This is a genomic window from Pedobacter terrae (assembly GCF_036946585.1).
GTDB classification, from domain to species: domain Bacteria; phylum Bacteroidota; class Bacteroidia; order Sphingobacteriales; family Sphingobacteriaceae; genus Pedobacter; species Pedobacter terrae_C.
This window is the reverse complement of record NZ_JAQIIV010000012.1, coordinates 78724-102654: the sequence shown is the minus strand read 5'-3', so window position 1 is coordinate 102654 and position 23931 is coordinate 78724. Positions and strand designations below refer to the sequence as shown.

Sequence of the window (23931 nt, the reverse complement as noted above, 5' to 3'; positions counted from 1 at the left end):
AAAAAAGTTGTTATATGAGGAAATTTTACATTTTAAAAAAGATATATCGTTTTTTATTAATTATCCCGCTGCTTTTAATTGGCGTAATGCATGCTAGGGCTTCTTTATCTAAAGGTGATCTTGCGGTGATCGGCATGAACGGCGATGTTGATGTTTCATCTACTGTACGTAGTTTTGCTGTAGTTGCTTTAAATACAATTGCGGCTAATGAGACGATCTATATCACAGATAGAGGCTGGGTTAACGGTTCCCCTGGGAATTTTACAACAAGTACTACTTTAGATGGGACTATTCAATGGAAACCATCATCTATCATAACTGCAGGAACAGTAATTATATTCAAACTGAATATGGCTTCGTCAGTAAGTAAAACTATATCTGCAACTAAGGGAGATGGTTCTCCAATTCCTGATGCAGATATATCGATTTCGGGCTGGACAAACTCTGTAGTTACATCATTACCATGGAATAATGCCAGTGGTGACCAATTGTTGATTTATCAGGGTGCAGATAGTAATCCATCTTTCATTTTTGCCTTTAATAACGTTAGAACTACAGGAACAACCAATAGTTCTGGTGGATGGTCTACTGATCCGAACGGGGTTACGGGTAGTGGGTATACGCAAAAAACCAGTATTCTTTACGGCGAATTGCCTTCCGAACTTGCAAACACGGTTTACGCTGTCGGCTTTTTGACGAATAGCTCCACTAGTACACGTTATCCGAACATGAGCTATTCGCCAAGTATATCGAGCGGAACAAAGGCCAGTTGGTTGGCGGATATTACTGATACTGGCAAATGGAAAAATAATCCAGCTGCTAATCCTTTTAACTTCGGGCTAGGCTTCGGTGTTAATAACTCAACACAATTTAATATAACGAGTGGAGTGCAGGCACCAACCGTAACCAGTGTGTCAGTTCCTTCTAATGCCACTTATAAGATAGGACAAACCCTATCATTTACCATAAATTTTTCAAGCGATGTAACGGTAACAGGCACACCCCAATTAGCACTTACTATAGGCTCAACCGGTAAAAATGCTAATTATGTTAGTGGTTCTGGTAGCTCGGCTTTAACATTTAATTATCCAGTTGCAAGTGGAGATCTGGATACAGATGGGATTGCCATTGGTACTTTAAGTTTAAACGGAGGTACGATTACGGATGCTTCAAGTAATAATGCAACATTAACGTTAAACAATGTCGCCCCAACGTCCAATGTGCTAGTGGATGGTGTTGCTCCATCGGTGATGATCAGCAGTACTGCCGGCGCATCAGGCAGTTCGACAAGTACCTCACCAATTCCATTTACGGTTACTTTTTCAGAATCGGTAACAGGCTTTGTGGCAGGGGATATCATACCGGGTAATGCCACAATCAGTGGTTTTTCGGGAAGTGGAACCACTTATACTTTTAATGCAACACCAACAGCTAATGGTGCGGTGACCATTAATATTGCCGCTAATGTGGCGCAGGATGCCGCAGACAATGGCAATACCGCTGCCAGTCAGTTTTCCATTACTTATACACAGGCAGTCGCCGTACCGACGGTAACGGCTTTGAGCCCAACCAGCGGCCCGACCGGTGGAGGTACTAGCGTGACCATTACCGGCACGAACTTCAGCGGAACGACCGCAGTGACCTTTGGCGCTACGGCGGCTACAGGCTTCACCGTTAACTCGGCCACACAGATCACGGCGACTGCACCAGCAGGAACCGGTACAGTTGATGTCCGCATCACTACAACAGGTGGCACCAGTGCGACCAGTGCGAGCGACCAGTTTACCTATATCGCCGCGCCAACGGTAACGGCTTTGAGCCCAACCAGCGGGCCTACCAGTGGAGGAACCAGTGTGAACATTACCGGCACGAACTTCAGCGGGGCGACCGCGGTGACCTTTGGCGCTACGGCGGCTACAGGCTTCACCGTTAACTCGGCCACACAGATCACGGCGACTGCACCAGCAGGAACCGGTACAGTTGATGTCCGCATCACTACAACAGGTGGCACAAGTGCGACCAGTGCCAACGACCAGTTTACCTATATCGCCGCGCCAACGGTAACGGCTTTGAGCCCAACCAGCGGCCCGACCGGTGGAGGCACGAGTGTGACCATTACCGGAACTAATTTCAGTGGGGCGACCGCAGTGACCTTTGGCGCTACGGCGGCCACAGGTTTTACCGTTAATTCGGCCACACAGATCATGGCAACCGCACCGGCAGGAACAGGTACCGTTGATGTCCGCATCACTACAACAGGTGGCACGAGTGTAACCAGTGCCAACGACCAGTTTACTTATGTCGTCGCACCAACGGTAACGGCTTTGAGCCCAACCAGCGGCCCGACCGGTGGAGGCACCAGTGTGACCATTACCGGCACGAACTTCAGCGGGGCGACCGCGGTGACCTTTGGCGCTACGGCGGCTACTGGCTTCACCGTTAACTCGGCAACACAAATCACAGCGACCGCACCGGCAGGAACAGGTACAGTTGATGTCCGCATCACTACAACAGGTGGCACCAGTGCGATCAGTGCCAGCGACCAGTTTACCTATGCCGCACCAACGGCAAGCGTCACCTCAATCACCCGCTTAACACCTTCACCTACAGCTACTGGCACGGTAAGTTACCGGGTGGTATTCTCAAGTGTGGTGACGGGAATTTCCAGCAATAACTTTTCATTAACCACCACAGGCTTAGCCAGTGCCTCGGTGACCAACGTGTCTGGCTCCGGCAGCACCTATACGGTTACTGTTAATACAGGTAATGGCGATGGAACCATAAGGCTCAATCTGGCCAATTCCACCGGACTGAGTCCGAGCATCAGCAATGCGCCTTACAGCTCAGGTGAAATATATACCATTACTAAAAGCTTTGCCTCTGCCCCGACATTGCGCATAGAGGCTGCCGGGAGTGCTTCGGGCAATTCAGATGTTACCGCTTTTGTAGACCAATTACAGGTTCTCGCCAGCGGTTCTGTTACGCCTATCCAAAATGGCATACTGAACAGCAGCTTTGAAACCAACAACGTAGCGCCAAGTAATTACCTCTACCAGTCACAGGGCGTGGTCGCCAGCCCATGGAGTTTCGGTGTACAGGCCGGTGTCTCACGTAACAACAGCGTTTTTGGCTCTATAGCCGCAAATGGCGATGCGGTTGCTTTCTTGCAGAGCACAGCCGGAAACAATGGTGCCATCTCTCAGAATCTGGCGGTGCCAACCGGCACCTACCAAATCCGCTTCTATACCATACAGCGCAATTACACAAGTCTGGATCAACGTCTGAGAGCCTTCATTAATGGTGTGTACATCGGTGAAATTCAGCCAAACAACGTGCCTACTTATGATATCTTTACATCTGCAGCGTTCAGTGTCACCGCTCCAGCGCTAACGGCCACGATAAGTTCTAGTGCAGGCGCATCTGGAAGCACTACCAGCACCAGTCCGATACCATTCTCGGTAAGCTTCTCACAGGGTGTAGGCACGAGTTTTACAGGAAGCGATGTGAACATCAGCGGTGGAACACTAACTACGGGCAGCTTTTCTGGTTCCGGGGCGGGTCCCTACACTTTTACCGTCATCCCAGGTGGCAACGGAACAGTTAGCGTAAGTCTGGCCTCAGGGGTGGCCATTGATGCGAACAACACGGGCAATAGTGCCTCAGCTACCTATAGCCTCAATTATAGTCAGGCCTCCATTACTCCTTCAGCTGCGACCTTTCCATCCGCTTTAAGCACAACTTATGGAACCGCCTCAACATCAACCAGTGTAACCGTTTCTGGTACAGGTTTATCTACAGGGATAACGGCTACGCCATTTTCAACTAGCAATTTTGAGGTGAGTGCTGATAATGTGAGCTATAGTTCTTCGGTTACCATCGGAAGTTCGGGAACAATATATGTCAGATTAAAAGCAAATGCACCAGCAGGTACGAATATTACCGGAAATGTAACGTTAACGAGTAGCAATGCAAGCAGTCAAACAGTGAGCATCCCATCAAGTACAGTTGCTAAAGCGACGCTAACTTATACAGCAAATACTTTATTGAAAGTTTATGGTGATGCTGTTCCGGCTTTATCAGGAACGGTTACTGGATTTGTAAATTCAGAAACCATCTCGACAGCAACAACAGGTACGCTTAGCTGGTCAACTTCTGCATTAGCAAATTCAAATGTCGGTTCTTATGACATTACCGGAACAGGATTAAGTGCTAATAATTATGATTTTGTACAAGCTGCATCTAATGCGACAGCTTTAACAATAACTCCAAAAGCGATCACGGTAACAGCTGCAGCGAAGAGCAAAACCTATGGAGATGCCGATCCTGCTTTGACGTATACGTTTGCTTCGGCACTGGTCACCGGCGACAGTTTCAGCGGAAGCCTGACCAGAGTACCAGGTGAAAACGTGGGTACTTATGCGATCAACCAGGGTACACTTGCACCAAGCAGCAATTATACCGTTACTTATGTTGGTGCTGATCTTACGATCGGTGCAAAGGCAATTACGATAACAGCGGCAGCGAAGAGCAAAACCTATGGAGATGCCGATCCTGCTTTGACGTATACGTTTGCTCCGGCACTGGTAACCGGCGACAGTTTCAGCGGAAGCCTGACCAGAACACCAGGTGAAAACATTGATACTTATGCGATTAACCAGGGTACGCTTGCACTGAATGGTAACTACAGTTTAACTTATGTTGGTGCAGATTTAACAATAACTCCAAAAGCCATCACGGTAACAGCTGCAGCTAAGAGCAAAACCTATGGTGATGCCGATCCTGCATTGACCTATACCTTTGCTCCGGCACTGGCAACCGGCGACAGTTTTAGCGGAAGCCTGACCAGAGTACCAGGTGAAAACGTAGGAACTTATGCAATCAACCAGGGCACATTGGCCTTGAACGGTAACTATAGTATTACTTATGTAATTGCGAACTTGAGCATTGGTGCAAAAACCATCACGGTAACAGCAGCCGCGAAGAGCAAAACCTATGGTGATGCTGATCCGGCATTGACCTATACCTTTGCTCCGGCATTAGTTGGAACAGATACCTTCACTGGAAGTCTGACCAGAACACCAGGTGAAAACGTGGGTACTTATGCGATTAACCAGGGTACACTTGCACTGAATGGTAACTATAGTTTAACTTATGTAGGTGCTGATTTAACGATCGGTGCAAAAACCATCACGGTAACAGCAGCAGCGAAGAGCAAAACCTACGGAGATGCCGATCCGGCGTTGACCTATACCTTTGCTCCGGCACTGGTAACCGGCGACAGTTTCAGTGGAAGCCTGACCAGAACACCAGGTGAAAACGTGGGTACTTATGCGATTAACCAGGGTACACTTGCACTGAATGGTAACTATAGTTTAACTTATGTAGGTGCTGATTTAACGATCGGTGCAAAAACCATCACGGTAACAGCAGCAGCGAAGAGCAAAACCTACGGAGATGCCGATCCGGCGTTGACCTATACCTTTGCTCCGGCACTGGTAACCGGCGACAGTTTCAGTGGAAGCCTGACCAGAACACCAGGTGAAAACGTGGGTACTTATGCGATTAACCAGGGTACACTTGCACTGAATGGTAACTATAGTTTAACTTATGTAGGTGCTGATTTAACGATCGGTGCAAAAACCATCACGGTAACAGCAGCAGCTAAAAGCAAAACCTATGGTGATGCCGATCCTGTGTTGACCTATACCTTTGCTCCGGCATTAGTTGGAACAGATACCTTCACTGGAAACCTGACCAGAACACCAGGTAAAAACGTGGGCACTTATGCGATTAACCAGGGTACGCTTGCACTGAATGGTAACTACAGTTTAACTTATGTTGGTGCTGATTTAACGATCGGTGCAAAAACCATCACGGTAACAGCTGAAGCGAAGAGCAAAACCTACGGTGATGCCGATCCTGCGTTGACCTATACCTTTGCTCCGGCACTGGTAACCGGCGACAGTTTCAGTGGAAGCCTGACCAGAACACCAGGTGAAAACGTGGGTACTTATGCAATTAACCAGGGTACGCTTGCACTGAATGGTAACTATAATTTAACTTATGTTGGTGCTGATTTAACGATCGGTGCAAAAACCATCACGGTAACAGCAGCAGCGAAGAGCAAAACCTATGGAGATGCCGATCCGGCGTTGACCTATACCTTTGCTCCGGCACTGGTAACCAGCGACAGTTTCAGTGGAAGCCTGACCAGAACACCAGGTGAAAACGTGGGTACTTATGCGATTAACCAGGGTACGCTTGCACTGAATGGTAACTATAGCTTAACTTATGTAGGTGCAGATCTAACAATTGGTGCAAAAACCATCACGGTAACAGCAGCAGCGAAGAGCAAAACCTATGGAGATGCCGATCCGGCATTGACCTATACCTTTGCTCCGGCACTGGCCACGGGCGACAGTTTCAGCGGAAGTTTGACCAGGCTACCAGGCGAAAACGTGGGCACTTATGCGATCAACCAGGGTACACTTGAACTGAATGGTAACTATAACTTAACTTATGTAGGTGCAGATCTAACAATAGGTGCAAAAACCATCACGGTAACAGCAGCAGCGAAAAGCAAAACCTATGGAGATGCCGATCCTGCTTTGACCTATACCTTTGCTCCGGCACTGGCAACCGGCGACAGTTTCAGCGGAAGCCTGACCAGAGTACCAGGTGAAAACGTGGGTACTTATGCGATCAACCAGGGTACACTTGCACTAAGCAGCAATTATACCGTTACTTATGTTGGTGCTGATCTTACGATCGGTGCAAAGGCAATTACGATAACAGCGGCAGCGAAGAGCAAAACATATGGAGATGCCGATCCTGCTTTGACGTATACGTTTGCTCCGGCACTGGTAACCGGCGACAGTTTCACTGGAAGCCTGACCAGAACACCAGGTGAAAACGTGGGCACTTATGCGATCAACCAAGGCACACTTGCACCAAGCAGCAATTATACCGTTACTTATGTAAGTGCTGATCTAACAATTGGTGCAAAAGCGATCACGGTAACGGCTGCAGCGAAAAGCAAAACCTACGGCGATGCCGATCCTGCATTGACCTATACCTTTGCTCCGGCATTAGTTGGAACAGATACCTTCACTGGAAGCCTGACCAGAACACCAGGTGAAAACGTGGGCACTTATGCGATTAACCAGGGTACGCTTGCACTGAATGGTAACTACAGTTTAACTTATGTAGGTGCTGATTTAACAATAACTCCAAAAGCCATCACGGTAACAGCTGCAGCTAAGAGCAAAACCTATGGTGATGCCGATCCTGCATTGACCTATACCTTTGCTCCGGCATTAGCTGGAACAGATACCTTCACTGGAAGCCTGACTAGAACACCAGGTGAAAATGTGGGTACTTATGCGATTAACCAGGGTACACTTGCACTGAATGGTAACTATAGTTTAACTTATGTAGGTGCTGATTTAACCATTGGTGCAAAAACCATCACGGTAACAGCAGCAGCGAAAAGCAAAACCTATGGTGATGCCGATCCTGTGTTGACCTATACCTTTGCTCCGGCATTAGTTGGAACAGATACCTTCACTGGAAACCTGACTAGAACACCAGGTGAAAACGTGGGTACTTATGCAATTAACCAGGGTACGCTTGCACTGAATGGTAACTATAGTTTAACTTATGTTGGTGCTGATTTAACGATCGGTGCAAAAACCATCACGGTAACAGCAGCAGCGAAGAGCAAAACTTATGGAGATGCCGACCCGGCATTGACTTATACCTTTGCTCCGGCATTAGTTGGAACAGATACCTTCACTGGAAGTCTTACCAGAACACCAGGTGAAAATGTGGGTACTTATGCGATTAACCAGGGTACGCTTGCACTGAATGGTAACTATAGTTTAACTTATGTAGGTGCTGATCTAACAATTGGTGCAAAAACCATCACGGTAACAGCAGCAGCGAAGAGCAAAACCTATGGTGATGCTGATCCGGCATTGACCTATACCTTTGCTCCGGCATTAGTTGGAACAGATATCTTCACTGGAAGTCTGACCAGAACACCAGGTGAAAACGTGGGCACTTATGCGATTAACCAGGGTACGCTTGCACTGAATGGTAACTACAGCTTAACTTATGTAGGTGCAGATCTAACAATAGGTGCAAAAGCCATCACGGTAACAGCTGCAGCGAAAAGCAAAACCTATGGCGATGCCGATCCGGCATTGACCTATACCTTTGCTCCGGCATTAGTTGGAACAGATATCTTCACTGGAAGTCTGACCAGAACACCAGGTGAAAATGTGGGCACTTATGCGATTAACCAGGGTACGCTTGCACTGAATGGTAACTACAGCTTAACTTATGTAGGTGCAGATCTAACAATAGGTGCAAAAGCCATCACGGTAACAGCTGCAGCTAAGAGCAAAACCTATGGTGATGCCGATCCGGCATTGACCTATACCTTTGCTCCGGCATTAGTTGGAACAGATACCTTCACCGGAAGTCTGACCAGAACACCAGGTGAAAACGTGGGCACTTATGCGATTAACCAGGGTACGCTTGCAATAAGCAGCAATTATACAGTAAGCTATGTTGGTGCTGATTTAACGATCGGTGCAAAAACCATCACGGTAACAGCAGCAGCTAAAAGCAAAACTTATGGTGATGCCGATCCTGCTTTGACCTATACCTTTACTCCGGCACTGGCAACCGGCGACAGTTTCAGCGGAAGCCTGACCAGGGCACCAGGCGAAAACGTGGGCACTTATGCGATTAACCAGGGTACGCTTGCACTAAATGGCAATTACACAATCGCTTACATCAGTAGTAACCTGACCATTACTAAATCAGTACTTACTGTTACTGCTAATAATGCTGTGATGTGTCAGTCAGATGGGTTCCCAACCTTTGGCATCACTTATACTGGTTTTAAAACTGGCGATAATGAAAGTGCTTTAAGTATAAAACCAATTGTAAGCACTACTGCCAACAGAAATGTTGCAGGTAATTATGTACTGGTAGCATCTGGTGGTGCAGCTAACAACTACAGTTTGGTTTATGTAAATGGTACATTAACCATTAATGCCATTCCATTGGTAAATATAGTAAGCAATAAAGGAACTGAAATTAGCAAAGGTGAAACAGCGGTATTAACAGCTAGTGGAGGCACAGCTTACAGCTGGTCTACAGCAAGCGGTATCATTAGTGGACAAAATACGGCATCACTCAGTGTTCGTCCGGTGCAAACTACAATTTATACGGTAAGGGTAACCAATGCCAGTGGTTGTAATAGTTCAGCATCGATCACCATTAAGGTAAATGAAGATTATAAGTTGGTTGCCAATAATATCTTAACACCAAATGGTGATGGTATAAATGATACCTGGATTATTCAGAATATTGATCTGTACCCAAGTAATGAAGTCCGGATTTTCGACCGTAACGGAAGGGAAATGTACAGTAAAAAGTCATATGACAATAGCTGGAATGGAACTATCGGAGGAAATGAACTTGCAGAAGGAACTTATTATTACATTATTACTTATGGCCCAAATAAATTGGTTCAAAAAGGATTTATCACGATTATCAGAAACCGCTAAGAAAATGAAAAGGATAAAAACAACGATTATACTGCTGGCTGCTCTTATCGGTATTTCGAAGGTAAATGCGCAGACTAGTCCATTGTTAAATCAATATTTTAATAACACCTATCTTGCTAATCCGGCTATGGCCGGATTAGCAGAAGGTGCAACAGCAGACCTCACTTTCCGTTCACAATGGAATAATGTTCCCGGAGCCCCGATGGTACAAAACCTAAGTGCCACTTATGGATGGGAAAGGGTTGGGGTAGGTCTGAACATGAATCTGGATAAAGCTGGCTTGCAAAGGCAAACGAGAATTCTGGCGAGTTATGCCTATCATCTTCCACTTAGTGGATCTGCAAAATTACATTTTGGTTTATCCGCGGGTTTTATAAACCAGCGGGTGGATATGCAGGATCTGATCGGAAATCCGAATGATCCGCAGGTTGGTGTGTACAATACCGATCATAGAACCTATTTTGATGGTGATTTTGGAGTTGGATTAACTTCACAGCATTTGGTTGTAGATTTTGCATTGGTAAACCTTAAAAATTATTTCAATAGAGATAACTTTAAATTAATCAATACACCTGCTGTTTATGCAGCAGCAGGATATAAAATTGATCTTGGGGAAGGCTTGTTTCAACCTAAAGTGGCCTATCGCTCTTTTTCCGGAATTGCTGATATTGTAGATGTCGGCGGTCAACTCGGAGTTGCTAACCAACAATTATTGTTTACAGCCATGTATCATACCAGTAAAGCTGCAAGTTTTGGGGTTGGGTTACATTACAAGAAAAAATATATGATTAATACCGCATATACTACGCAAACGGGTAACTTAAGAGGTTATACTGCAGGTAACTTTGAGATCAATCTCGGTATTAACTGGTAGTTAGTAGCCACTTAATCATATCATTATGACCATCATCAGAATGGCCATGGCGTTTAGCAATGGCCATTCTGATTTATTGATCTGCTCTCTTATCTAGTCTTAGCGTCTCGCCAAGACACTTTCAAAAACAGACTTTTTATAAAACATCGGAACGTCGTATTGGGAAACCTGGTCAGTAGCCAACAATGCGATCAGTACAGGTCACAGTTAATAAACCCGACAGAGCGAGTTAGCCCACAGTGAAGCGCTACCTGTACCGATTTTCATCGGTAGCGCAACGAGGAAACGAGCGATGGCGGGGCTGCCAGGGCCATGGAAAGTAGCCTTTCGTTTCCAAATGTAAGATGGCTTTACTACAGCACCTTTCTTTTGAAAAACCTTCTCCGGGCTTATTATGAAAGTGCTTATTAATGATCGACCTAAATATTTATTAGATAAATCTTTCGCATTTTATCATTAAATTACAATAAACTACAACGCTAAAAAACAAAAACAACCTAACCGCGGTTAATTTCGTATTAAGGTTACAATGTTGGCATAACGGAAGTTGTCAATCACTACCTGATAAAATTATTAAATGATGTCATGTTCTTTTTGTTTTTCTGTCAAAACTTGTAAATTGCTTTAATAAAAAGATACATATTGTCAGTTGCTGACGGTAAAGAAATCCTTACAATAAACCGACAATATCGTATCTGCAATCGGATGTTTTTGGTAAATGTCCCTTTAAAACCTTTAGAGCATATATTACGTATATAGATATAGACAAAGTAATATTTATCAAAATAATAATCTTATATAAAATTTCGGGTTCTCAGGCATTTGAATGCCTCTTTATCCACCCATATGGCGCAATTGTTGATAAAATAAAGAAAACAGTACATTCGTTTTTATAAAGTTATTTTATAGTTTAGGGACGTAGCTGTTAAGAAAGGTATTATGGAAGCAAAATTTTCACCACAGGTTAAAGATGTAATCTCTTTTAGTAGGGAGGAAGCGCTCCGCTTAGGGCATGATTACATTGGAACCGAGCATTTATTATTGGGCCTCATCCGCGAAGGCGATGGCATGGCTATAAAAATTTTACGATCGTTAGGGGTTGATACCAGTAAGTTGCGCCGCTCAATTGAAGATGCTGTTCGCGGTACTTCGAGTGTTACAGTAAACTTGGGTAATATTCCATTAACGAAACAGGCAGAAAAGGTTTTAAAAATTACTTACTTAGAAGCTAAAATATTTAAAAGTGATTTAATTGGCACCGAACATTTGCTTTTATCGGTTTTGAGAGATGATGATAACATCGCCTCGCAGATTTTATTGCAATACGGTATTACTTATGATGTTTTTAAACAGGAGGTTGAAGTGAATAAAAATGGTTTCAGAGATGATATTTCAAACAGTGCTTCTACAGGAGGCGATGATGATTATCGCGAAGAGGAAAGCTTTAGCACACCTAAAAAAGTGTCGGATATAAAATCTAAGACTCCTGTTCTAGATAATTTCGGTCGCGACTTAACTAAAGCTGCGGAAGAGGGAAGGTTAGATCCAATTGTTGGTCGCGAAAAAGAAATTGAACGTGTATCACAGATTTTATCCCGTAGAAAAAAGAACAATCCAATTTTAATTGGAGAACCAGGAGTGGGTAAGTCTGCAATTGCAGAGGGCTTAGCCTTGCGCATCGTTCAACGTAAAGTTTCGCGCGTACTTTTTGGCAAACGTGTAGTTACCTTAGATTTGGCATCATTGGTAGCTGGTACAAAATACCGTGGCCAGTTTGAAGAACGTATGAAAGCCGTGATGAACGAGCTTGAAAAATCTACTGATGTAATTTTATTTATTGATGAGATTCATACCATTGTTGGTGCAGGCGGAGCTTCAGGCTCATTAGATGCATCCAATATGTTCAAACCTGCTTTGGCAAGGGGCGAAATCCAGTGTATTGGTGCTACTACACTAGATGAGTATCGACAGTATATTGAAAAAGATGGCGCTTTAGACCGCCGTTTCCAAAAAGTAATGGTTGAGCCGGCTACACCAGATGAAACTGTAGAGATTTTAACCCGTATTAAAGATAAATACGAAGAACATCATGGAGTAACCTACACGGAAGAAGCGATATTAGCCTGTGTCACTTTAACCTCACGTTATATTTCTGATCGTTTCTTACCAGATAAAGCCATTGATGCTTTAGATGAGGCAGGTTCTCGTGTTCACTTAACCAATATCCATGTTCCACAGAATATTATTGATATCGAAGCCAAAATTGAAGATATCAAATTAGAAAAGAACAAGGTAGTACGTAGCCAGAAGTATGAAGAAGCTGCAAAACTCCGTGATACAGAGAAAAATTTAATTGAAGAATTAGATAAAGCTAAAGCAGAGTGGGAAGCAGAAACAAAAACTAAGCGTTACGAAGTTTCAGAAGATAACGTAGCCGAAGTGGTATCCATGATGACTGGTATCCCGGTACAACGTGTGGGACAAACAGACAGTGCAAAACTGTTGAATATGTACGATAAAGTGGCTGAAAAAATTATTGGTCAGAACGATGCGATCAAAAAACTGACCAAAGCCATCCAACGTACAAGAGCAGGGTTAAAAGATCCTAAAAAACCGATTGGTTCTTTTATTTTCTTAGGTCCAACCGGGGTGGGTAAAACCGAATTGGCAAAAGAATTGGCCCGTTTCATGTTCGATAGTGATGATTCACTGATTCAGATTGACATGAGTGAGTACATGGAGAAATTTGCTGTTTCGCGTTTGGTAGGAGCGCCTCCAGGATACGTGGGTTATGAAGAAGGCGGACAATTAACTGAAAAAGTTAGAAGAAAACCTTATGCCGTAATTCTATTGGATGAGATTGAAAAAGCACACCCTGATGTATTTAATATCCTGTTACAGGTTTTGGATGAAGGGCAGTTAACGGATAGCTTAGGTCGTAAAGTTGATTTTAGAAATACCATCATCATCATGACTTCTAACATCGGTGCACGTCAACTTAAGGATTTTGGTCAAGGCGTTGGTTTCTCTACAACAGCGAAAACAAGCCAGGCCGATTCCCACAGTCGCGGTGTAATAGAAAGTGCGCTAAAACGTGCTTTCGCTCCTGAGTTCTTAAACCGTGTTGATGATGTAGTGGTGTTCAACAGTTTAGGTAAAGAAGAAATCTTTAGAATTATCGACATCGAGTTAAAAGCTTTATTTGGTCGTGTTCATACGCTTGGTTATGAAATTGTGTTGACTGATAATGCGAAAGAATACATTGCCGATAAAGGTTTTGATAGTAACTTTGGTGCCCGTCCATTGAAAAGAGCAATTCAGAAATATTTGGAAGATCCGATTGCTGAGGAGATCCTTAAAGGCGAGTTAACCGAAGGTGATGTTTTAGAAATTGATTACGATAAAACTACCGAACTCGTATCAATCAATCACAAAAAAGGCGAAGGCAAAAAAGAAGAACCAAAGCAAGAGGAAGACTCTTCAAGTAAATAAGAAAAAACTCCCGATGAAAATCGGGAGTTTTTTTTTACATCGGGCTAGAGCTTAGTTGCTTTGATACGTGAAAAAGGAATGTAATAAGTCGGTTGCCAGTTTGTAATATTTGACCGCACGGGGCAATTATATCAGTTCTTTTAACGCCCTATAATACCGGTCATAACTTTCCGGTGATGTGTTCAAAAATAGAAATGGCTCTATAAGTTCTAACTCCATTAGCAGAAATTCGCCATTTACAAAAGTACCATCAACGCGGGCATACAGACAGTTTTTAGCAAACAGATCAATGTATTGCTGTGCCGTAGCAATTAAATCATGACCAGGGTTTTGGGTATGTACCGATCCACCATGTGCTGGTTGTACCCTGAAATCGCCTGGTTTTGCTTTTTTAATTAGAGAATGACTGTAAGTCCCATTAAAGAAAATAAATGACCATTCTCCGTTTTCCAAAATTTCTGGTAAAAATGGCTGAATGATAAAATCTTCTTCTTGTATAAGTTGGTTCAACTGATGGTTCATTGCTTCAACATGGTCAATTGTGGCCTTGAAGGTATTTTTTGCGCCACCACTAATACAAGGTTTTACAATTAACCTATTGGTGTTAAATTTCTCAAAGTAGTGTTTAAGCGTTACGCCGTTTCGTTTGTTGATAAAGACACTGGGTATAATTTTTAACCCAGCTGCTTCAATCTCCTTCAAATAGCGTTTATCCGAATTCCACCTCACCACCCCAATTGGGTTAAGTAATTTTACTTTCTTAGTTTCTAAAAGATCGAGCCAGATGTAAAAATCTTCAATCAGGTCAAAATAGTCCCATGGCGATTTCAAAATCGCCAATGAATAATCCTCCCATTTAATATGTACATCATTCCAGATTACTTTTTCAATATTGAGACCTTTTTCTTGCAGGAAGTTTAACAGCTTATCATCTTCACTTTCAACTGTGGTACTGTCATAAGCACCTTTGTCCAGGTAGGTTACCAATGCAATCTTCTTCATGGTGTTAAAACTAAGTTTTATAGTGGTAGTTTACAAATTAGTATTTATAAAGAATTTAATGGTTGTCTGTTCTGTGTTGGATCACAAATCCACAGCTCAAAGGCCCCGATTGCAAATCGGGACCAACAAATTGAGAGGACCGTGATCATAAACCACGGCCCCGAGCGTTAGGGATTTCTCTCCCCGAATGTTAAAAAAGACTCACCTGGTTGCTTGGTATTTTGAACAAGGTGTGGTCTAAAACAATATCTTTTACATTTAGACCATTTAAACGGCAATGTAGCCTGAAGTTGTCTCTGATCATTTGTGAGATATTGCCATCGCCGCGCATACGGTCACCAAAACGGCTGTCATTTACATTACCACCATGACAACTCTGAATGGAATGCCATACTTTGTCAAACCGGTCTGGAAAATTTTTTTGCAACCAATCTTCAAAGATCTGACCGATAGCGCCATTAAGTCTTACCACGGTATAACCTGCTTTAATGGCACCAGCGTTAGCTACCGCTTTTAGAATTTTGGGAATCTCATGATCACTTAAGCCGGGAACGAGAGGGGCAACCATTACGCCCATAGGAATTCCATCTTTACTAAGTTCTTCTACCACTTTTAGCCGTTGTTTGGCTGTTGTAGTGCGGGGCTCCATTACCTGCCGTAAATCTTCATTTAAACTGTTAATGGAAACATAAACCATACAAAGGTTTAACTTGGCCATCTCTTTCAAAATATCCCTATCACGAAGAATAAGCGAGTTTTTGGTAATCATCCCAATAGGCTGTTTATAAGCCAATGCAATCTCTAACAGCTGCCTGGTTAGCTTAAATTTTCTTTCAGCAGGTTGGTAGCAATCGGTATTGCCAGAAAGTGAAATGGTGGTGGCATCCCAGCCTTTTTTCTCCAGGAACTTTTTAAACAGTGTTGGCGCATCTTTTTTAACGATTATTTTTCGCTCAAACTCTATTCCGGCGCTGTAACCCCAATATTGATGCGAATTGCGGGCATAACAATATGTACAACCATGTTCACAACCTTGATAAGGATTTAACGAATAAGCCATGCCTACATCCGGACTATCAACTTTGTTTACGATGGTTTTCGAATTTTCGAAGATAAAAGAAGTTTTACGATCACTTTCCTCCCAGTCATCTATTCCTTCATCATGCTCTTTCACATAAACATCTTTCAAAAATTTGTTATGTGGATTAACCTGAGCACCTCTACCCTTAAAATATTGTTTTTCTGTGTCACCGATCATAATTTAAAATTACTAAAAATATTAGTATTTGTAAATTAAAGTAAAGGTCTACTTTTCAACAATTAATTATTGCCTTTTGGTAGTGGAATGTAATCCATCGGAACCATATCGGCCACTTTCTCATAGGCCCAGTAACCTTCGTAAAGCAGCGACCGGGAATCGTAAATGCCACCATTCTCATAAAAGCGCACACCTTCGCCGGTTAAATAAGCGACTGAAATTTCATTTTCCGGTACATCCAGCGGCCTAAAAATCCAGAAGCCTGTTTTAGAATAGGCAAGCGATTCTTTCTCTTTGGTGTACTGAATCAACAGTGCATCTGTATAGCTCAAGTATTTCAAATTCTGGTTGTAGTAATGTACCAGGGTATCGGTAAGTACGTCAGCCCTTGAAAATTTATCAATGGTTTTGGGCATTTCCTGTTGTTTTGTCCAAAAGGCAAGTAAGGCGGTATCTATTTTTCCTTTCGTTTGCCTGATTCCGGTTTTCTCCGGTATGGCTTTAATTTTTTCTAAATTGGCATTGATTACATACTGTGGATAACGATTTGGGTTGGGGATTTTGATCATTTTATTAATGATAAATCCTTCTTCCTTTGTTTTATTGGCATAAAGTGAACGGAAAAAGTGTTGCGATGAGCCATAATAAGCCAGTTCTCTTGCCGCAACATATTTTTTCTTTTTAGCAGCAGATACTTTCAATTCTTCAAAAAACGGATGCCCGGAGTAATAAATGATATGTGTACGGGAATTATACTCAAAATGATCGAGCATATATTTAAGGCGATAGCCCAATGCTTTATTTTCTACAATTAAAAATTCAGTAGTAGATACTGTTAAAGTGCTTTTGGTAATATCAAAATCTACATTTAAAACCTGCGGATTTAATATCTTGCACTGTGCTGCATTTGGCGTTTTACCAATAAAAAACTCCTTAAACTGGTTAATATATTTTTGGCGGTTAGGATCGGCCCTAATAACCACTTCATCAAGCTGAGCAACATTTTCTTTTAAAACCAACTCTACCTGAACCGATTTATCGGATATGATGACGCTTTTAGAATAGGGCAGGTAACCAACAAGCTGCACAAGCAGGTCGTAACTGCCTGGCCTTAGGTTTGAAAGTTTAAATTTTCCTTCATTATCGGCAACAGTTGCAATTTTATAGCCGCTTAGGTAGATACTTGCACCAGGCAATCCATCTTGTTCATCCCTAACCAAACCAATGATTGAGAAGGTATTTTGAGCAATGGCATTAGTACCCAACATGATCAGCATAAAGGATACTAAAAGGCTTTTAATCATGGAAACGAATGTAACCAAAAGGCGTAATATTTATTAAAAATGTAGAAAGTTTTTAACAGATTTAACATTTAGTTCAGGCATGTTATCGTGGGGGATAATTTATGGTATAAAAGTCAATATGATTAATAGATAAATTTAAAAAAGTAATATCTCTGGAGAAATAGTCATTCCCAACTTGATCCAACGGATGGGAAACACGAAGTGCTCATGATTGCCATTAAATAAAAAAGCTCATGAATAATCTTAATACGTTTGCTTCAAAATTCCGGCATGCGTGAGAATGACGACCAAGCTGGGTTTATCCTATCAATAGTAGATTTTAAAATTCTCGAATACATCGGAGTGTTGGTGACAGATATACAATAGGCGTCATTTCGACCGCAGTGCCTGCAAGTAAAGGCTTAGAGAAATCTTTGGACTATATTAAAAGATTTCTCCATTTCGCTGCGCTTCAGTCGAAATGACGGCGATTCTTTAAATCGGTCAATGGTAGCATAGCGATGGATTTCCGAAAGAACTGCTTTATAGCAACTGCATTTTGTTTGGAAACGAAAGGTCTGTTTTACGTGGCTATAGTTGCCCCGCAATCCCTTGTAGTCTTCGCTACGCTGTGGGCTACCCGGCCCTATCGGGTTTATTTAACCTCATCTGTGCTAATAGCAATGTCCCAAAACCTAAATCATGTTACCAGCCTTGCCAGCCAAACCCGACCCTAGTGAAAAACCCACAGCCCGAAGCATGAGGGCGAGGATTTGTAACAAAGGGTGGGACTGCCGGGACCTAAGAGATCTTGTACCTGCTTTCTAAAAAAAAATACTTTATTGTAAGTCTTAGCGAGACACTAAGGGACCGAAACCCTCTATCATCTTCCTATTTTTTGATATCAACTAGTGGTAGATAATCCATCGGTACGCTATCGGCAATTTTCTCCCAGGCCCAGTAGCCAGCATAAATCATAGCGCGTGGGTTATAGATTCCGCCATTCTCATAAAAATACACGGGTGCTACTTGAAGGCTAATGGTTGATATTTGATAGTCTGGCATATCTAAAGGCCTGCTGATGGATAAGCCTATCCGGTTGGCAAATAATGGATCTTCCTTTTCTTTAGTATAAATGATGTATAATTTATCGGTAAAGTTGATGCTTTTGACGTTTTGATTTTTTAGGCGCACTAAGGTATCTTGTAAAATAGGCCTGCGGTTTAAAATGGAAATGCCGTTAGGGAGATTTTTCTTTCTGATCCAATAGCTGAGTGAATCGCCATGATTAAGGTTTATCTTTTTTTGTAACAAGCCTTCCTGAACTTTAGTTAAACGTCTGATATTTGCCTTGATGATACTGTCAGACGGTTTGTCGGGATTTGGCTGGGTAATTAATTTGTTGATGATAAAGCCTTCTTCAGTTGCTTTCCCATTGTAGAGTGATGTGAAAAAATGCTGTGGAGAACCCAGGTAGGCGGTTAAACGTTTCTTCGCCCAGATCTTTTTTCTCCTGGCTGATCCTTTTAAATCTTCATAATAAGGAAAGCCTTCATAATAGATGATCTTGGTTAGGCTGCTATACTCAAAATTATTCACGAGGTATTTTATACGGTATCCCAGTGCCAGGTTTTCAATAATTAAAAATTGATTCGTTTTTACTGTAAGTTTTGCCTCATCCTTGTCGTAATCAACCAGGAGCACAGTTGGATTAATTATTTTACATTGTTCAGCATTTGGCGTAGTGCCAATAAAAAAATCTTTAAACATGGCGATGTAATGGGCCCTGTTCGGATCTGGTTTAATAGTAACTTCGTTTAATTGAGTAATACTTTCTTGTAAAACCAGATCAAGTTTTATCGCCTTATCAGAAATAATAATGTTTTTATTTAGTGCTTTATAACCAATTAGCTGTACTAAAATATCATAATTGCCTGGTTTAAGCGGCAGGACATATTCTCCATTATTGTTAGAAACGGTTGCGATTTTATAACCACTTACATATACTCCAGCACCAGGTAAAGCCTCGCCATGCTTATCTTTGATCGTACCTGAAAGCAGGTGATTTTGTTGTGCAGAACAAATATGACCAATAAATAGCAAGAGTATGGTTAATAAGGTTTTCATATGTTAAATATAAACTAAATTATTAGTTTAGTAAGTGTTAAAAAGAAATATTATATTAAAAGGCCTCCATCGTCAGAGTAGCGTAGCATGAAGAAGGTTTGTGGGGACAAAGGCTTTGGGATTTAGCAGGAAATTAAGCTAATAATTCTTTTGCATTTTCTATAGCCGATGCACCTGGATTTTTACCACTTAACAGTTAGGCAATTACCTCAATACGTTCCTCTATCGCCGTGGTCTGTGTCTTCACAGACCACTAAATTTATCACTATTAAGCATGAAAAGGTCTGTGGTGGGTACAGAACTTGGAATTATTACAAAATTAAGCTAATAATTCTTTTGCATTTTCTATAGCTGATGCACCTGGATTTTTACCACTTAACATTTCGGCAATTACCTGAATACGTTCCTCTTGTTTCAGTTTACGGATGCCCGTAGTGGTTTTTCCGTGGTCCTCCTGTTTATGAACATAGTAATGAGAGCTGCCTTTGGCCGCAATTTGAGGTAGGTGTGTAATCGAAATTACCTGCATATTCTGTCCTAAATCTGCAATTACTTCTCCAACTTTTAGCGCTGTTTCGCCAGAAATTCCAGTATCAATCTCATCGAAAATAATGGTAGGTAAGGAAGTATGTTTGGCCAATAAAGCTTTTATAGCTAACATTAACCTTGATAATTCCCCACCAGACGCCACTTTATTTACTGGTGCGGGCGCCTGGCCAGCGTTGGCCGTAAAGAGTATGTTCATTTCATCCAAACCATCTTTATTTAGCTCGCTTAATACTTTTTGATGTAAAACCAATTTTGCATTTAGCATTCCCACTCTTTTTAGGGTGATACTGGTTTGTTCCTCTACAACTTTAATCGCTTTTTTGCGGTTGGCACTTAATTGTTCGGCCTGTTTATATAATGCTTTTTGAAGTTGATCTATTTCTTCCTGTAGGTTTTCAATATGCTCATCAGAAGATAAAATTTTGTTCAGGTTTTCTTCCAGCTGTTTTTGAAGTGCCAGTAACTCGGAATTATCTGCAACCCGATGTTTCTGCTGCAGTGAATAAAAAAGATCCAGCCTTTGATTGACCAGTTCCAAACGATCGACACTGTGTATGGTGTTTTCTTCTATCCCAGAAACCTCATCGGTAATATCTTTTATTTCTATAATGGATGAGCGTAACCGTTCGTACAGCACATTAATTGCCGGATCGAATTTTTCGATACTTTGTAGCTGTAACGAAGCCTCTTTTAAAATCTGAAGGGCGGAAGGCTCACTTTCGTTAATTAAACCGGAAGTGGTGAGTAATGCTCTTTTGATGGTTTCGGCATGAGTTAACCTTTCCAATTCCTGTTCTAATTCTTCCTGCTCGCCATCCTGTAGTTTTGCCTGCTCTAGCTCGTTGAATAAAAACTGTTCATAATCCTGTTTATTCCTGGCTTCATCTGCTTCGGCCATGAGTTTCTTTAACAGGCTGGTATCATGTTTAAGCTTTTTAAATCCGCGGCGGTAATCAGTCAACAATGATTTATGGTTTGCCAGTGCATCTACAATCAAAAGTTGAAAATCGGCATCGTTAATTTCCTGTGTAGCATGCTGTGAGTGGATATCGATCAGCTTTTCACCAATCTGTTTTAGAATGGATAAATTTACAGGGGTATCATTAATGAAAGATCTTGTCTTACCATCTATCGATATTTCTCTTCTTAAGATACTTTCGTTTGAGAAATCAAGATCATTTTCTTCAAAAAGCATCTTTAGATTTTCATCTGCCAACATAAAAGTACCTTCAATAACGCATTTTTTGTCCTGATTAAAAAAGTACTTACTTTCTGCCCGCTGACCTAAGATTAGCGATAATGCGCCTAGTATGATCGATTTACCAGCGCCGGTTTCACCTGTAATAATATTCAGGCCTTTATCGAATTCGATATCCAGACTATCAATTAATGCGTAATTACGTATAGAAAGTTTTTGTAGCATGCTAAGCAAAAATATTAAAATTTATTCAACAGGACTCTACAAAACAAAAACAGCGAAGAATAATCTTCGCCGTTCATGATCTGTTTGGTTTATGTGTTGTTATTTTATAGCAATGTTAATGACATTATCATTGGCAATTTTTAGGTCGGATGTCTGTAGATAAGTTTTGATCGCCAATTGATTAGCGTGGGTAAAGTCTGATTTATTATAAGTTACCAAAGCATTTACCGTGTTGAGGGCTTTCTCGGCGTTTGTAAAATCTTTGTTCTTGTAAATCATCACTGCCGGATTCAACTTTGAGCTTTTATTGCTGCTTTCTACCTTTTCCTTTTTCTCTTTCTGCTCTATTTTTTCTTTTAACTCTTTTACCTCGTTATCAAATTTCTCTTTCAATTTTTTATACTCTTCCGTTTGCTTAACCTTACTATTTGCGTCGTCGTCAAATTTTAGGAAAATGCGATCTGAAAGCTGGTAATCTTTTCCTGACTTCAAGGTCTTTACTCTGAGATTTTCAATTTGAGCCTTAAATTCTGGAGTATTCATTGTAGCAGCCATATCTTCACCCATTTTTTTCCATTGAGCTTGGGCTTCTGGTGAGGCGAATTGTTTGTTCATATCTTCACCAAATTTTTTCCATTTGGCCTGTGCCTCCGGCGAACCGAATTCTTTATTTATATCTTCAGCGAATTTCTTCCATTTGGCTTGTGCTTCTGGCGAACTATATTGTTTGGCAACATCTTCCCCAAACTTTTTCCATTTGGCCTGTGCTTCTGGAGAGTTGTATTGTTTGGCCATATCTTCACCAAATTTTTTCCATTTGGCCTGTGCTTCAGGAGAATTATATTCCTTTGCTATATCTTCACCCATTTTTTTCCATTTCGCCTGAGCTTCCGGTGAACTGTATTCTTTAGCAATGTCTTCACCAAATTTTTTCCATTTGGCTAGTGCTTCCGGCGAGTTGTAAGCTTTATTTATTTTGGCAATTAACAACGAATCGTTGAATTTAAATTTAAAACTGCTATCCAGCTGCAGTTTGTAGATATTTTTACCTGCAAACAATTCATCCCTATAAAGGTCTTTCCTTAAGCTATCTGGCATTTCTTTTACCGAGTTATACTCGGTTTTTTTACCATTGGCATCAATGGTTACAATTTTAATTTTACGTTTTTTAGTGGTATCTGTATAAACAATGGTTTTCAGATCATTGTGGTTTACTACACTTAAAACTTCAATTTTAGTTTTTTTAGTGTCTTTTTTATTTTCTGTTGGGTTGATCCAGGCAATAGAAAACAGACAGGCTACCCCTAAAGTTAAGGCTGCCATTTGCTGCTTGGCGTTTAAATAATTTGTTTTCATGTTGGTTATTCTTTTTATACGTTGATACAAATTCTGGGATTTGCCTGTTGCTGCCAGTGCATAAGCCGGACTGTTTTTGTCTTTCAATAATTCGAGTTTAAGTAGGGCATGAGCATAATTCAATGGTTTTCCGGTAATTTTTAATACCAGGTCATCGCAGGCATGCTCGCGCTCAATATGGATAAACCTACCTGCCATCCATACAAATGGATTATAAAATAATATGGTTTCAACAGCCGTTTTAATCAGGTTCAATAAGAAATCGTTTCTTCTGATATGTGATAATTCATGAATTAATATCGATTCTACCTGGTCGTTGTCTAATTGGTTTACAAGGGCAAGTGGAAATAATACCACAGGTTTCAAATATCCGATAACCAAAGGCACATTCACGATAGAAGAAACGTGAAACTGGATAACCTTGTTGATTTTAAGTTGGGCAGTTACATGTTCGAAAATCATTTTCCAGCTATCGGGTATTGCACTTAAACTTTCTTTTTTTAGTTTGGAAAGCTGACCGTAACCTTTAATGATAACAAACAACTGAAGCAAAATACCAATGGCATAGAATACAACTACAATAGGGAAGTATTGCTCTGCTTTGCTACTAAAGGTTGGCGGTAAGTTATTCAGGTATTGGTATACCTGTATGTCCTGTGCATTGATTGGTCCCGATTGTGTATGTGCATTTAGTGTTAAATGATGAATGAAATTATATCCAAAGCCAATAAACATTAAAATAATCGCGCTAAAAGCAAGGTTATGCTTGTGTTTTGCGGCTAGTTTCGGTAGGCTTAGCATGATGATAAATAGGATACCATAAATGATGGCGCTTTGCCAAAGTGAGTTTAAGATACTCCAGCCAAATGCTTTGATAAACTGTTGTAATAAAGTTTCCATAACGGTGGTTTTAATTTTTATACGGATATCATCCGAATTTAATGTTTATTAGGGATCTAAACCCTACACTTTCCAACCTTCATCAA

At 41.5% G+C, this 23931-nt stretch carries 9 protein-coding genes; 3 read left to right on the top strand and 6 right to left on the bottom strand.

Annotated elements, in window-relative coordinates; all coding sequences use genetic code 11:
* Window positions 1–14 precede the first annotated feature (14 nt).
* The 3 genes from PGN18_RS15820 (at window position 15) to PGN18_RS15810 (ending at window position 13947) form a co-directional block, all read left to right on the top strand.
* Window positions 15–9581, top strand: a complete 9567-nt coding sequence (locus PGN18_RS15820) for an MBG domain-containing protein (RefSeq protein WP_335320557.1) — start codon at window positions 15–17, stop codon at window positions 9579–9581.
* Between the two features lie 4 nt (window positions 9582–9585).
* Window positions 9586–10455 carry a PorP/SprF family type IX secretion system membrane protein gene (locus PGN18_RS15815; protein WP_335320556.1) on the top strand — a complete coding sequence of 290 codons (870 nt, stop codon included), beginning with the start codon at window positions 9586–9588 and terminating at the stop codon, window positions 10453–10455.
* Window positions 10456–11394: 939 nt separating this feature from the next.
* A complete protein-coding gene (locus PGN18_RS15810; protein ID WP_335320554.1) occupies window positions 11395–13947 on the top strand; it encodes an ATP-dependent Clp protease ATP-binding subunit in 2553 nt (850 codons plus the stop codon).
* Between the two features lie 126 nt (window positions 13948–14073).
* On the opposite strand, the gene PGN18_RS15805 is transcribed toward PGN18_RS15810, so the two are convergent.
* The 6 genes from PGN18_RS15805 to PGN18_RS15780 all read right to left on the bottom strand — a co-directional run bounded on the left by PGN18_RS15805 (window position 14074) and on the right by PGN18_RS15780 (window position 23845).
* The gene (locus PGN18_RS15805) at window positions 14074–14949 is read right to left on the bottom strand and encodes an ATP-grasp domain-containing protein (protein ID WP_335320553.1); all 876 of its coding nucleotides are present in this window, start codon (window positions 14947–14949) and stop codon (window positions 14074–14076) included.
* Between the two features lie 190 nt (window positions 14950–15139).
* A complete protein-coding gene (locus PGN18_RS15800) occupies window positions 15140–16207 on the bottom strand; it encodes a PA0069 family radical SAM protein (RefSeq protein WP_335320552.1) in 1068 nt (355 codons plus the stop codon).
* 62 nt (window positions 16208–16269) lie between these two features.
* Window positions 16270–17511 (bottom strand): carboxypeptidase-like regulatory domain-containing protein, encoded by a 1242-nt coding sequence (locus tag PGN18_RS15795; RefSeq protein ID WP_335320551.1) that lies wholly within the window; start codon window positions 17509–17511, stop codon window positions 16270–16272.
* A gap of 870 nt (window positions 17512–18381) precedes the next feature.
* Complete coding sequence (locus tag PGN18_RS15790) at window positions 18382–19617, bottom strand: carboxypeptidase-like regulatory domain-containing protein (RefSeq protein WP_335320549.1); 1236 nt, start codon at window positions 19615–19617, stop codon at window positions 18382–18384.
* A 319-nt stretch (window positions 19618–19936) separates the two neighbouring features.
* Window positions 19937–21589, bottom strand: a complete 1653-nt coding sequence (recN, locus tag PGN18_RS15785; protein WP_335320547.1) for a DNA repair protein RecN — start codon at window positions 21587–21589, stop codon at window positions 19937–19939.
* 99 nt (window positions 21590–21688) lie between these two features.
* Entirely contained in the window at window positions 21689–23845 is a 2157-nt protein-coding gene (locus PGN18_RS15780) for a M56 family metallopeptidase (RefSeq protein WP_335320546.1), read from the bottom strand.
* Window positions 23846–23931 lie beyond the last annotated feature (86 nt).

Coding starts and splice junctions, on each gene's coding strand:
- PGN18_RS15820 (WP_335320557.1), top strand. CDS start 15: ATGAGGAAATTTTACATTTTAAAAAAGATATATCGTTTTTTATTAATT.
- PGN18_RS15815 (WP_335320556.1), top strand. CDS start 9,586: ATGAAAAGGATAAAAACAACGATTATACTGCTGGCTGCTCTTATCGGT.
- PGN18_RS15810 (WP_335320554.1), top strand. CDS start 11,395: ATGGAAGCAAAATTTTCACCACAGGTTAAAGATGTAATCTCTTTTAGT.
- PGN18_RS15805 (WP_335320553.1), bottom strand. CDS start 14,949: ATGAAGAAGATTGCATTGGTAACCTACCTGGACAAAGGTGCTTATGAC.
- PGN18_RS15800 (WP_335320552.1), bottom strand. CDS start 16,207: ATGATCGGTGACACAGAAAAACAATATTTTAAGGGTAGAGGTGCTCAG.
- PGN18_RS15795 (WP_335320551.1), bottom strand. CDS start 17,511: ATGATTAAAAGCCTTTTAGTATCCTTTATGCTGATCATGTTGGGTACT.
- PGN18_RS15790 (WP_335320549.1), bottom strand. CDS start 19,617: ATGAAAACCTTATTAACCATACTCTTGCTATTTATTGGTCATATTTGT.
- recN (WP_335320547.1), bottom strand. CDS start 21,589: ATGCTACAAAAACTTTCTATACGTAATTACGCATTAATTGATAGTCTG.
- PGN18_RS15780 (WP_335320546.1), bottom strand. CDS start 23,845: ATGGAAACTTTATTACAACAGTTTATCAAAGCATTTGGCTGGAGTATC.